The 13,204-nt window shown below is 39.6% G+C and carries 14 protein-coding genes; 9 read left to right on the top strand and 5 right to left on the bottom strand.

All coding sequences use genetic code 11. The features are described from left to right. Window positions 1–1,202: 1,202 nt before the first annotated feature. The 8 genes from BEN74_RS00580 to fghA all read left to right on the top strand — a co-directional run bounded on the left by BEN74_RS00580 (window position 1,203) and on the right by fghA (window position 7,222). A complete protein-coding gene (locus tag BEN74_RS00580) occupies window positions 1,203–1,601 on the top strand; it encodes a hypothetical protein (RefSeq protein WP_068912087.1) in 399 nt (132 codons plus the stop codon). Window positions 1,602–1,674: 73 nt separating this feature from the next. Continuing rightward, the gene (locus BEN74_RS00575; RefSeq protein WP_068912089.1) at window positions 1,675–1,998 is read left to right on the top strand and encodes a hypothetical protein; all 324 of its coding nucleotides are present in this window, start codon (window positions 1,675–1,677) and stop codon (window positions 1,996–1,998) included. A 326-nt stretch (window positions 1,999–2,324) separates the two neighbouring features. Then, complete coding sequence (locus tag BEN74_RS00570) at window positions 2,325–2,615, top strand: addiction module antidote protein (RefSeq protein WP_005093398.1); 291 nt, start codon at window positions 2,325–2,327, stop codon at window positions 2,613–2,615. 183 nt (window positions 2,616–2,798) lie between these two features. Next, a protein-coding gene (locus BEN74_RS00565; protein ID WP_228200337.1) for an IS3 family transposase occupies window positions 2,799–3,949 on the top strand; the annotation gives its coding sequence in 2 pieces (ribosomal slippage) (window positions 2,799–3,039 and window positions 3,039–3,949; 1,152 coding nt in all). 111 nt (window positions 3,950–4,060) lie between these two features. Beyond that, a complete protein-coding gene (locus tag BEN74_RS00560) occupies window positions 4,061–4,336 on the top strand; it encodes a metal/formaldehyde-sensitive transcriptional repressor (RefSeq protein WP_068912065.1) in 276 nt (91 codons plus the stop codon). 21 nt (window positions 4,337–4,357) lie between these two features. Then, window positions 4,358–5,467, top strand: coding sequence for an S-(hydroxymethyl)glutathione dehydrogenase/class III alcohol dehydrogenase (locus BEN74_RS00555; protein ID WP_068912067.1), 1,110 nt, complete (start codon window positions 4,358–4,360; stop codon window positions 5,465–5,467). Between the two features lie 52 nt (window positions 5,468–5,519). Next, window positions 5,520–5,918 carry a VOC family protein gene (locus BEN74_RS00550; protein ID WP_068912070.1) on the top strand — a complete coding sequence of 133 codons (399 nt, stop codon included), beginning with the start codon at window positions 5,520–5,522 and terminating at the stop codon, window positions 5,916–5,918. 470 nt (window positions 5,919–6,388) lie between these two features. Continuing rightward, window positions 6,389–7,222: an S-formylglutathione hydrolase gene (fghA, locus tag BEN74_RS00540; protein WP_068912072.1), complete on the top strand. Its 834-nt coding sequence runs from the start codon at window positions 6,389–6,391 to the stop codon at window positions 7,220–7,222. 679 nt (window positions 7,223–7,901) lie between these two features. Here the strand turns inward: fghA and BEN74_RS00525 are convergent. After that, window positions 7,902–9,020 carry a Fic family protein gene (locus tag BEN74_RS00525; RefSeq protein WP_068912092.1) on the bottom strand — a complete coding sequence of 373 codons (1,119 nt, stop codon included), beginning with the start codon at window positions 9,018–9,020 and terminating at the stop codon, window positions 7,902–7,904. Window positions 9,021–9,241: 221 nt separating this feature from the next. Between BEN74_RS00525 and BEN74_RS00520 the strand changes: the two genes are divergently transcribed. Continuing rightward, on the top strand, window positions 9,242–9,940 hold the full coding sequence (locus BEN74_RS00520; RefSeq protein WP_068912077.1) for a DUF4145 domain-containing protein: 699 nt from the start codon (window positions 9,242–9,244) through the stop codon (window positions 9,938–9,940). A gap of 264 nt (window positions 9,941–10,204) precedes the next feature. Here the strand turns inward: BEN74_RS00520 and BEN74_RS00515 are convergent, their stop codons facing one another. From BEN74_RS00515 to repM, 4 genes are all read right to left on the bottom strand, one after another. Beyond that, window positions 10,205–11,170 carry an Abi family protein gene (locus BEN74_RS00515; RefSeq protein WP_068912079.1) on the bottom strand — a complete coding sequence of 322 codons (966 nt, stop codon included), beginning with the start codon at window positions 11,168–11,170 and terminating at the stop codon, window positions 10,205–10,207. Window positions 11,171–11,515: 345 nt separating this feature from the next. Continuing rightward, entirely contained in the window at window positions 11,516–11,659 is a 144-nt protein-coding gene (locus BEN74_RS19170; RefSeq protein WP_162898102.1) for a hypothetical protein, read from the bottom strand. Window positions 11,660–11,682: 23 nt separating this feature from the next. Beyond that, on the bottom strand, window positions 11,683–12,258 hold the full coding sequence (locus BEN74_RS00510; protein ID WP_068912082.1) for a plasmid replication DNA-binding protein: 576 nt from the start codon (window positions 12,256–12,258) through the stop codon (window positions 11,683–11,685). Then, window positions 12,251–13,204 (bottom strand): replication initiation protein RepM, encoded by a 954-nt coding sequence (gene repM / locus BEN74_RS00505; protein WP_068912084.1) that lies wholly within the window; start codon window positions 13,202–13,204, stop codon window positions 12,251–12,253. The genes BEN74_RS00510 and repM overlap by 8 nt, the downstream gene beginning before the upstream one ends.

Genomic DNA, 13,204 nt, shown 5'->3' with positions numbered 1-13,204 from the left:
GAAGCACCAAAATTAATTATTATGCTATGACACAATAATTAATTTTGGTGCTATAAGCAAGGTAAACGGTGTCATATTGCAAGGTAAACGGTGTCATATTGCAAGGTAAACGGTGTCATATTGCAAGGTAAACGGTGTCATATAAGCTCTGTAAGTGCTTTTAATAAAGACTTTCAGCATATCTAAAAGCATTTAAAAGCTTAAAAATAATTAAAAGCCCTGGGTATGAAAAATTGCCCTCGGTTTTCGCTTCGCTCAAACTCTATTGAATCTCGCTTTCGCTCGATTCGCCGGGGCAATTTTCGGTCAATATCTCCGTGACTCTTAGAAAAAGCAAAAGAAACTCGGAATTCGCTTCGCTCATAAGTTTTTTTACTCGCTTCGCTCGGTCTAGAAGCAAATGCCTAATAGTTCGCACCCATTCGGGCTGCTCTGCTATGAAGGTGATTTATGGATAGAAAGCTTGTAATCAGAGAAAGAGCGGCAAAAATTCCAATTGAGGGGGTATCACTCGTAGACACTCGTTCTGTTCTTATGGTTTAAATCAAAGTAGGCTTCAATTGCTCTCGTTTGCGTTTTTAGACTTGTTTTCAATACGAGACAAGAAAGTTCTCTGTTTTCTATTTAAGTGCTATTAAAACGCATTTAAACGCAATTTATGGCTGCCTTCATTCAATTGAAAAACAGACGTAGCCATTTACCCATTCAGAAAAAGAAAGGCTATCTCAAATTTTTAAAACTTAGATTTGTATAACTGAAGAATTGAGCATGAGTATGGCTGAATTGCACTCACTATAATCCACGTTATAAAGAGTTTTTTACTTCATGCATCGCAATACTATAAAAATCAATGTAATAGGCTTACTTATGTATGAGGTTTCTAATTTTTATACTTTTCTAAAGTTTGTAAACCGTTGATTTTTGGCATCCTGCAAGGTGCGTATGGTGTATCCATAAAATAAGGGTCTTTATAGGAATAAAAACTTAAAATTATTGGGTGAATTTTTCGCTATTTTGAGCTTTTTAGGGCGTTTATTCCTTAATTCTTTTAATTTAAATGCAAATAGGATGCAAAATTTTAGTAAATAGTTGCAAAAATAATGCAAATAGTTTTTATAGTTTAGCAAAAAGTTTCAAATTTTATGTAAAAAGTAGGCAATTAATCTGTATATTGTACATATTCCATCTTAGAAAAACTGAATATGAAACGGAAAAAAAGTGTGAGGTTCTTTCTCCTTTTACCAATCATTGACCAACTTATAAATGAGGGGTATACGCAACAATCTATTGTGGAAAAACTTCAAATGGATCATGAGTTAGATCTCAATTTGAATACATTTAAAAGCTATTTATATCGATATCGCTCACAGGATAAAAAAACTCAAGAAGAATCTTATTCTAATAAGCCAAAAACAGAGACTAGCTCTGGTTTCTTATCTAGTTTTCAAGATGCTGAAAAAAAAGAGAATGACTTAGAGGAAAGCAAAGCTATATCCCTAGCGGATCGGCAAGGTATGAAAGGCGATATAAGTAGATCGCGTGCTAAAGCCAAAGAGCTATTAGATAGCCTGTCTCTATCTAAACTGAAGATTGATCAGTAGCAAAAAAGGCCCATGAATCGGGCCTTTCGCATAACGCGTATTATGTTAATTTTAGAGAATTTAAATAAATAGAATGAAGGTATTTATCATAACTAGTAAAGTTCATGCTTTACAAAAATCTATCATGCCTGTCTCAAGCAAAGCATATGTAAATTGCTATACAGGTGGGAATGATTATGAGGAAGCTATAAAAAAAGTATTTGAAAGATTTCTGATAGATGGAATTCATCCAGATGAGATACTCAATCCAATTTGTGAAATGCCACTTGAAGATTGGACTATTCATATTAAAGAGAAATATGGTGATTTAGCTCAACGGATGCTTTCTCAAAAGGATTTTGAAACAAGAATTTTATCTAATGAAGTTGTATATGGTGGATTTGCTTGCTTTGACTAAACAAAAAAATCACTATTTAACATAATGGCGATTACATGAAATTTAAGAGCTTAGACCAGAATCTAGGCTCCTAAATTTAAAAAAATAATAAAAAATTAAGGATATAGACTCAATTTCTTGACTTCGTATAAGGTGTATTATGTTAGTTTCAGAAAAACTATAAAATTTCTAGAAAATTGGTAACTATCTAATTTAAATTGCATTTATCTATCATTATAGACTTCCCATTTAAAAAGAATATCATTTTCAAAAATATTGATTAATTCTATGAGGACATAAAACGTTGAATTCTGCAGTCAAACTATCGAAAACGTTGGAGGATTAAAGTGGTTAAAGTAGCTGATTTACCAAGTTTTGATATGGCTGAGTCACTCAAAACTGAAGAAGACATTGTGATGTATCTCAATATGGTTCTTGAAGAGAATGATCCAGCTGAATTAGCTCATGCACTTGGTGTTATTGCTAAAGCTCGTGGTATGACTCAAATCGCTAAAGAAGCAGGAATTGGGCGTGAGGCACTCTACAAAGCCCTACGTCATGATTCAGCACCACGTTTTGATACGATTAATCGTGTAGTGAATGCTTTAGGCCTAAAACTCACAGTACAACACGCCTAAAACTTTAAAAAATATAGTAAAAATGGGAGCTAAAGGCTCCCATTCTTAGATTCGTATAACGCGTATTATGTTAATTTTCGAAAAATTTAAAAATAGATGTAGAATTTTTTAATTATAAGTGAATAGCCACCGATTTTGTAGACACCTTTTAGTTAGATAAAATGGCTAATTAACGAGGTGCTTATGAGCAGTAGCAAACGATACCCTGAAGAATTCAAAATTGAAGCAGTAAAGCAAGTGACTGAAAAAGGTCATAGCGTGGCTGAAGTTGCCGCACGTTTAGGTACAACCACGCATAGTCTTTATGCTTGGATCAAGCGTTATGCTCCTCAAGAACCTAAAATCACAGACTCTAGGGATGCAGTTTCAGAATTGGCAAAGCTAAAAAAGGAGTTGCAAAGAGTTACTGAAGAAAGGGACATATTAAAAAAAGCCGCGGTGTACTTCGCAAGCCAGTCCAAATGAGGTATGCCTTTATTCAGGACAATCAGCACATATGGTCTGTTCGTCGTTTATGTTCGACTCTAGATGTTCATCACAGTGGTTATTACGCATGGTTGAAACAACCCACTAGTAAAACTGCGAGGAAACGACAACAGCTTTCAGGATTGATTAAACAGTTCTGGCTGGAATCTGGCGGAGTCTACGGCTATCGCAAGATTCACTGTGATTTGAAAGATGTTGGCGAAAATTGCGGTATCAACCGGGTGCATAGGTTAATGAAAGCGAATGGGCTTAAATCACAGCGCGGCTATCGCAAGCCTAGATCTTATGCAGGTACGCCAAGTATTGTTTCCGCAAACACCTTAGAACGACAGTTTAATCCAACTCAGCCTAATCGGAAGTGGGTAACAGACATTACGTATATTCGTACACATGAAGGTTGGTTATATCTTGCTGTTGTAATTGATCTATTTTCACGCCTTGTTGTTGGGTGGTCTATGAAATCAAGAATGACTACAGATCTTGTGCTAGATGCGTTATTGATGGCTTTATGGCGGAGAAAACCAAAGAACAAGGTTTTGATTCATTCTGACCAAGGCAGCCAATATACCAGTCATGAATGGCAAGCATTCCTTAAACAACATAATTTGGAATGCAGTATGAGTCGTAGAGGCAATTGCCATGATAATGCTGTTGCAGAAAGCTTTTTCCAGCTATTAAAACGGGAACGAGTTAAGAAGAGAAACTATGCATCAAGAACTGAAGCGAGGTCAGATATCTTTGAATATATTGAAATGTTTTATAACTCAAAAAGAAGACATGGTTCCAATGGACAACGTTCTCCATTAGATTATGAAAAGTCCCATCAAAAGATGGTTATGTGTGTCTAGAGTTTTGGTGGCTATTCAAAGCTTTTATCAATTATTAAGTTTATAAAGGTTTCTTGTCATTCCATATACTATAGGGTACTATACTATAAGAAACTTTAAGGAATTAGCTTTATGCCAAATCAAGTCGAAGATAAAAAAAAGATTCTGACGCGTGTCAGACGAATCAAGGGTCAGGCTGAAGCGATTGAAAAAGCGCTAGAAAGCAATGTGGAATGTAATGCCATTCTGCAACAAATCTGTTCTGTACGCGGTGCCATTAATGGTCTAATGAATGAGATGCTAGAGGTTCACTTAAAAGACACTCTAGTATCTGGAGAAACTACAGAACAACAACGAAACGAAGAACTTGCTGAAATAGCAAAGATTCTTAAGTCATATTTAAAATAAATTTGTGTAAGGAAAGATTCCATGAAATCACGTGCAGCTGTGGCCTTCGGGCCAGGAAAACCTCTGGAAATAGTTGAAATTGACGTCGAGCCGCCGCGCAAGGGTGAGGTGCTGGTCAAGATCACCCACACTGGCGTTTGCCATACCGATGCATTCACCCTTTCTGGCGATGATCCAGAAGGCATCTTCCCAGTCGTGTTGGGCCATGAAGGAGCAGGCATCGTCGTCGAGGTCGGTGAAGGTGTAACTAGTGTGAAACCTGGCGATCATGTCATTCCACTATACACCGCCGAATGTGGCGAGTGCCTGTTTTGCAAGTCAGGAAAAACCAACCTTTGTGTGGCAGTGCGCGCTACTCAGGGCAAGGGCCTGATGCCTGACGGCACTACCCGTTTCTCATACAACGGTCAGCCACTGTTCCACTACATGGGTTGCTCGACCTTCAGCGAATACACCGTCGTTGCCGAGGTATCGCTGGCTAAGATCAACCCAGACGCCAATCCGGAACATGTCTGCCTACTCGGTTGTGGCGTGACCACCGGTATCGGTGCCGTGCACAACACGGCTAAGGTGCAGCCTGGGGACTCCGTGGCAGTGTTCGGCCTCGGCGGTATCGGTCTTGCTGCGATTCAGGGTGCACGCCAAGCCAAGGCTGGCCGCATCATCGCCATCGATACTAACCCATCCAAGTTCGAACTGGCACGCAGTTTTGGTGCCACCGAGTGCATCAACCCCAAAGACTATGAGAAGCCGATTCACGAGGTTCTTATCGAAATGACTGGCTGGGGTGTCGACCATACCTTTGAGTGCATTGGCAACGTCAATGTGATGCGTTCGGCACTGGAAGCAGCCCACCGAGGCTGGGGTCAATCGATCATCATCGGTGTTGCTGGCGCCGGTAAGGAAATCTCTACCCGTCCGTTCCAATTAGTCACTGGCCGGACCTGGAAGGGCTCTGCCTTCGGCGGTGTCAAGGGACGTACCCAACTTCCAGGCATGGTAGAAGACGCGATGAAAGGTGAAATCGACCTCGCTCCATTCGTCACCCACACCATGGGACTCGATGAAATCAATGACGCGTTCGACCTGATGCACGAAGGCAAGTCGATTCGTACTGTCATTCACTATTGATCCATGGATCACTACCTGATTTTTCAGAACCATCCATCAAGGAAACACTTTAATGGCTATTCCAGTAATTTCCGGTAACGACATTTTCTCCCATGTCTTCCTCGGCGCAGTCGACCTTAATAAGTCGGTTGCATTCTACGATGCCACTTTAGGTGCCCTCGGCATTAAAAACCTAGGACCATTTGGTAACGATTGGGTTCTGTACGGTCGCGACAAACCTGCTTTCATGATCGCCCGCCCAGGCAATGGTGCAGAACCAACCAGCAATGGTGTGACGGTAGGCTTCGCAGCTGCCACTCCTGCAGAGGTGAATGCATTCCACGCAGCCGGCCTCGCCGCTGGTGGCACCGATGAAGGTCAGCCTGGCCCACGTGGCCACCTGCCGGGTGCTTACGCGGCCTACCTGCGTGATCCTGCTGGTAATAAGGTCTGCGCCTACACCTTTGTCTAAAACTAGGGGAAGTGAGGTTATTGTGAAAAGGCTGATTCCAGCCAAAACGATTTCATCTTCCACCGCAACCGTGTGGCATGCCCGCTCATTCCACACGGTTTATAGTACTCTGAATATCTATCTGCTGATTAGAGCTCAGAAAGATGTTGCCTCGCCTTCATGGCCAAAGACGGTCAATAAACACGATCGGACTAAAAGTTCGGTGCGTGATGCAAGAAACACAGAATTCGAAATAGGCATCGCGGTAGTGCCTCCCTGAATTACACACTTTATTGCTTGTACATTGAAGCCGACATCCGACCTTCGTGGTGTGGTGATGTCTGGGTTTGTAGCAGCGATCCTCATGCCAGCGACAACGCTGGAAACCTGATGAGTGGTGCGGTGAAGCGTTTTTAACTAATCCTGAATGGGACGAAAAGTCGTCTTGATTGGCGCCTGAGCACCACCTCGTTGAAATAAGGAGAAAATCCGTGGAACGCATTGAACATCACGCCAGCTTCGAGGGTTGGCAGGACGTTTTTCAGCATGAGTCAACAGTGCTTGGCTGCATGATGAGGTTTGGAATCTATCTTCCGCCTCAGGCTGAGCATGAAAAGCTCCCAGTTCTGTACTGGCTCTCAGGTCTGACCTGTACCGAACAGAACTTCATCACTAAGGCTTCGGTGCAGCGGTATGCAGCGGAGCACGGAATCATTGTCGTAGCCCCAGATACCAGCCCGCGCGGAGAAAGCGTTGCAGACGATGCTGCCTATGATCTCGGTCAAGGTGCGGGTTTCTATGTAGACGCCACAGAGCTACCTTGGAGCGATCACTATCAGATGTATTCCTATGTGGTCGACGAATTACCAGCGCTGATCGAAGCGAACTTCCCCGCGTCGTCAAGACGCAGCATCAGTGGGCACTCCATGGGCGGTCATGGCGCTCTGGTTATTGCTCTTCGCAACCCCGGTCGCTACGCAAGTGTCTCGGCGTTCTCGCCTATCGTGGCGCCTACGCAAGTTCCATGGGGACAGAAGGCCCTGGCGGCTTACTTGGGCGAAAAAAATCTGGACGCATGGAAGCAATATGACACGGTCGAGCTTATCCACGTGGCGCAAGAACGCTTACCGCTGCTTGTCGATCAAGGACTGAGCGATGAATTTCTTGAGCACCAGCTTCGACCGCAACTGTTGCGTACAGCGTGTGAACAGGTGGGCCACCCGCTGACGCTTAATCTGCGGCCTGGTCATGACCATAGCTACTACTTTATTTCGACCTACTTGAGCGAACACATGGCCCACCATGCGGCCGCATTGAATCGCTGAACATTAGGAGACCCTGATAATAAAAATGGCCTCTGACAAACGGCATCATGTTGTTGTCGGCGCAGGCTGCGGTGGGTTAGACGCTGTCAATGGCTTATCCGGCGCTGATATCAATATAACGATCATCGATCGACGCAACTATCACCTATTCCAGCTCTTGGTTTGTCTACATTAAAAACATAATTTTAGCTTAATTTACATTCTATTTAACATAATGGGCGTTATACGAAACGCAATACAAAAAGATTTTGTTTTTCAACAAGTTAAAAATTTTTAACCGACCTGAAAGATAGCAAAAATCCGGCTATGAAATAAGTCGGCTTTTTTATGAACAGTTTTGATAGTTATTGCCAATAAATTTGATTATTTTTTAATCAAGTTGGAACTTTTTTCAGTGTTCCCGTCCTTCCCAGGGAGAAAATTATCCCCAATTTCTGCGGATAAAAAGAGGACAGTTTTTAGCCGGCCTTGTACGCATATGCTCACAGCAATTACGGCCCTTTGCGCCTATGCGGCCTGGCTGCAATTTCATATCATGGGGACATGGAGAACAGGAAGTTCCAGACAATAATAAGAACAACGATACGCACAAGGACTGTAAGGTACGACAGGAGTTATACCGAGCGAACCAATACGAAAAACCCCGGCAGGATGCCGGGGTTTTTTATTGCTTAAATATCTATAACTGAGTATTGATCTGGTAGCGTGTATTACGTCCACCACCTTCCAATTTGACGATACATTCTTTCTCAAGTAAGTCGGATAAATGACGAGTAGCTGTCGCCTTACTTGTTTTAGCAACCTTTTGATATTGTGAAGCACTAATACCATGTTCAAAGCCATTTTCTCCACCGTCTAATAAACGATTTAGGACTTTGCGTTGTTCTTCACTCAGGGCTAAATTTGAATATTTATGCCAAAACTGGCTTTTAAATAATATTCGATTGATCTGTGCTAAGGTTTTTTCAAGGCTATCATTCAATGTATCTAAAAACCAAACTAGCCAATCTGTGATATCAGAATCATTTTTTTGGGTTTGTTCTAATATTTCATAGTAACTTTTACGTTTATTCAATATCGCAGTAGACATTGCATATAAACGGATGCTTTGTTCATCCATTTGAGCTAAAGCAAGGTCTGTAAGTGTACGTGTAATACGTCCATTACCATCATCAAAAGGATGTAGGGTAACAAACCATAAATGGGTAATGCCTGCACGTAATAGAGGATCAAGCAATGAATCATTCAGACTCTGATTAAACCACGCTATGAAGGTGTTTAAGCGTTCTTCTAAGCCTTCTCTTGGCGGTGCTTCAAAATGTACTTTAGGGTAATCCAATCGACCTGAAACGACCTGCATAGGCTCTGATCCTCGAAGTTGACCAATGCGTAAACGTTGCATTGTCCAATCTGGGTCATTGAAAAGCCAACGATGCCATTGCATGAGACGCTCAACAGTCAGTGGTTGCTTAACATCATTAAGCGCATCTAGCATGATATTAGCTAAACCTTCTGATCGATCTGAGCTGGGATAAGGCTGTTCAAGTGTGACACCTAAACGTTGAGCTAGAGATGATCGCAATGAAAAAACATTGATAGTTTCGTTTTCAATTGCAGATGAGGCAACAAGATTGGCAAGCAGAGTATCTAGGGTGAACTGTTCTTTTGCTAAATCATGCTGACTTTGCCCAAGAAGAATCCCTATTTTTTGATGTATCTGTCTGGTTTTAGGCAAGATAATTGAATCTAGCCATGTAAAATTTGTCCAGTTTTCAGCTTGCCAGATCCATTCCTGCATTTTCAATCGCTCATCTAAAATTTCAGATGAGTTAAATATAGCATCTATTCGGCTCATATTGTGAGCCGAATAAAATGATTAATCAGCTCACTTTATCTAGGACATTTCTACTTTGGGCTTACAGTCGAATTTCGCATAAGAGATTTTATGTTAAATAACTGTATAAACTTATATTATTCAAATATTCATAGTAAAATCTAATTCAATTTATAGGAAGTAATATGTCTTCTTTTCCTTGGAAATGTCCTTATTGTAATCATACTTGTACAGTAACTAGCGAAAATTATAGTGATAGTACTCATAGATTTAGGCTCAATAATAAATATGATCGTCTTGTAGGGGTGAATACAATAATTGTTGTCTGTCCGAATCCTGAATGCAAAGAAATATCAGCGAAAGCGCTACTCTTTAAAAGTGCTACTACATACGATTATACCCCCGAAGAAAAGCCAGAAAAAACCTGGAATCTATTACCACAAAGCAGTTCAAAAACATATTCAACAGCCATCATTCCAGAAGTAATTATTAATGATTATGAAGAAGCTTGTTTAATTAAGGACCTAAGTCCAAAGGCCTCTGCAACATTAGCCAGAAGATGCCTTCAAGGAATGATAAGGGATTTTTGGAATGTAAAAGAAAAAAATCTATTCGAAGAAATAAAAGCTATTGAAAATAAAATAGAACCAGAAGTTTGGGAAGCTATTGATTCTATTCGATCACTAGGAAATATTGGTGCTCATATGGAAAAAGATATCAATATTATTGTTGATGTTGAACCAGATGAAGCTCAACTTCTAATAAGCCTATTAGAAATGTTATTTGATGAGTGGTATATAGCTGCCCATAAAAGAAAGGAAAGGCTAAAAAAGATTAAAGAGTTAAAAGCATCTAAAGATCATTTAAAAAAAGTAGAATATTAACTTTAAAAAAATAGATAGTTAGATATAATTCCCTTCAAGGAATCTCTCCAATTCTTACCCATTGTATAAGCATATTTTTAGCTAAGCATGGGTGTCAGTTCCCAAAACTGACTTTATTAGATAGGAGATAGACAATGTCTGAGAAATTAGTCAACGTCCGATCATATCGTCGCTATCGTCTAGGTGCATGGGAAGATGTGGTAAAACACAAACGCTCATACCCGAAACGATAACAGATGGTATATGGGGAGAGATTCTGGTTCATTAAGTCCATATAGCCTTTGTAGCCCAACTTTCAGGGAAGCCCATTTGTTTCTCTAGATCATTGATCTTGCTTCCATAAGCTTCAAAAAGCTCTTCTAATTCTTCTTTAATATTCTTATCAATCGCAACAGAATTTTTAGTCATTAAAAATATGGCTAACGTAACTAAATATATTTTATGAGGTTTAGACAAACTTTCTATTGGCTGTGAATGTATATCAAGTCCCTTCGGGATCATATGATTAGCGTTCCATAATCGACTATTATGACACCCTTTATTTCGGATATCTTTTATAACTTCTAGCCAACTTTTTAGCTGTTTGAAATTTTCTGCACCTAATTTCATTGCACATTTGTCTAAAGCATTTTCTCCCCTTTTTTCAAAAATTTGGGGATTCACTTTTTCTATAATTTTTAAAAACTGATCAAAAGTAATTACTTCCATAGCTATCCAAAATGGAGGAAGTGATCTATATGATTTATAAGGACTTTTATAGTTTTTTTGGAAATGTTTTGTAAACTCTGCATCTGAGCTATTCATACTACCCAGAACCTTGTTTCTTTCATAATAAGGCTGTTTATTTTTTATAAAGTAATCATCATTGAGGTACCAAAAAGGATCTTCTGTAAACTCAGTAATTGCCTGATCTATATGGCTTTTAACAATCAACTCTATTTTTAGTGTGTGCTTAATTACAATTTTTCTTAACTCATCATCTAATAAATAAATGTCCCATCCATTACGAAAATTTGTTTGAGGTTTATATCGTTCTTCCTCAGCAGTTAAATCCTCAATGAATGGGTAGAAGTAAATTTTTAGATGATACCAATTAATTTGAGATAGAGCCTGTTCAGCAAATTCAATTTCATTATCTTGAATAGCTAGCCCTTTTTTAGATATTAAATAATCTAAAACTAATTTTTGGGGTGATATATATGGTTTGCAATATTCTTGTAAAGTATTCATCTAGTTAATAAAAATAGAAAAGCCCATAATGTATATCATAAAATTATTATGATCTCCATTACAGGCGTCGTTAGAACTAATGTAAAGAATGTAGATTGCTTATGTCAAGAGAATGATACTAAATTAAATATTAAATTTAGTACTCATCTACTTAAAAGTTTAGTTTTTCTAAAATTAACATAATGCACGTTATGCGAAATGCTCTCAATAATTTTAATTAAATCAAGATCTTGAGATCCGCTGAAAAGCCCGGTTTGCACAAACCGGGCTTTTTAGTGGATCATTCATCCAATATGCCTATTTTATCAGCAATTTGAGCCTGGATTGATAAATCTCACTGCACAATCACTTGCTTTGCTCTTGGGCTTTCTGGCGCTGTTCCCGTTCTTTTTTGAAGGCTTTTTGATCCATGATGCTGGCAATGATCATGATGGGAATACCGGCAAGCAGAAAGGCAATGCCTTGTAAAACTTCTTTCAGTTTTTTCACGCTGGATCTCCTTCTTGGAAGGCTCAATTTTCGTTAAAGACTGCGCTGAATACCCGTCCAAATAAACCGCGTTTTTTAGACTGTGGCATTGCCACATTTTGCAGCGTGGCATGCTGTGGCGTTGATGTGTCGCATGCCGTGGCATCTTGTTGTGGCACTGCCACATTTTCTGTCATATTTTTATATAAATATTCTTTATTTTCATTTATTTGATTACTTGTCGCATGCCGTGGCATTGATGTGTCGCATGCCGTGGCATCTTGTTGTGGCACTGCTGTAGCAGGTGCAACACTTTTTAACTCAATGAGGGTTTGCATGCGGTCAATTTGCTGCATCAAACGTTCTTCGCGCTCCTGGTATTTTTTAACTTCATTCTCTAAATGAGTGATGAGTTTTTGTGTGGAGGCATCACTTTCTTGCTTAGGTGTAACTTTTTGCTGAGATGCTTGTGCTGGTTCTCCAAAGCATCGAATGACTTCAGAAAGATCAAACTGGCCATTACTGGAGCGTGATAAGCGTCCATTGCGTACAGCTCTGTAAATGGTCGATCTATCAACGTGAAATTGTTTAGATACTTCACTTAACGATAACTTAGCCATTTACTGTGTCCTTTTTATTGGATGGCATATATCCCACTTTTTTTAAGTATGGGTATAGTTCTTTAAAGCGTTCGGGATCTTGCAGCATTTCGGCAATGCGAATGGAAAATTGCTGATAGCTTTCTGTGCCCTGGGAATATTTTCCCATTTCAGGGAGTTCAGAAAGTTTGTTAGCAAACAAATAGCGTTGAGAGTCTGATAATTTTGAAAATAGATCTATTGTGTTTGGGTCTTTATTTCCTACAGACGGAGCATCCACTTTCTTTTGTTTAAATGTGAATGAAAATCCGTAAATTGAGCGCCCTTTTTTATGCTGTTCATACTTTACAGTGATATCTGTATGTTCGTTAATTTGTTTAAGAGCAAGCTCTAGTACACTCGTTTTAAAGCGCTCCATGCGCTTGTACTCTGTATCAAGCACACCAATTCGTTGTCGGAAATCACTTAGCTCTATAACTGGAGTAGAGCCGATACTTCTCCATGCAATCAATAGCTCATATAGACGCACAGCATAAGCACTGCTGAGATTACTAACTTGCTGTAATTCGTATTTAGTGAAGTGTTCTTCTAAGCGTGTAATTAATGGGACTATTGCTGGGGCAAAAATAAGCTTAACCACGGCTTCATTATCTACATATCCAATTTCACTAACCCAACGGGATCTATAATTCTCAATATTCCCTCTTTCATTTATTTTCTGATAACTGAATTGTCTTGCGAATAAATCATTACAGGCATCTTTTAAGGCTTGATAAGCAGTATTGCGGTGTACGCCAAATTGATTGATATAACCTTCTGCATGTACTTCAAGGGGATCATTAGCATTAATCCCTTTGCCACTTTCTCTTGCTTCAACAATCGCCAATAAGATTAAACGTTGTTCTACTAAATCCAAATTATAGCTTGCATTGATTAAGGCATTGTCTTTTACAACTAATTCTCTCAT

Source organism: Acinetobacter sp. WCHAc010034 (assembly GCF_001696615.3).
Classification (GTDB): Bacteria; Pseudomonadota; Gammaproteobacteria; order Pseudomonadales; family Moraxellaceae; genus Acinetobacter.
This window is presented reverse-complemented; position numbering and strand designations above follow the sequence as displayed.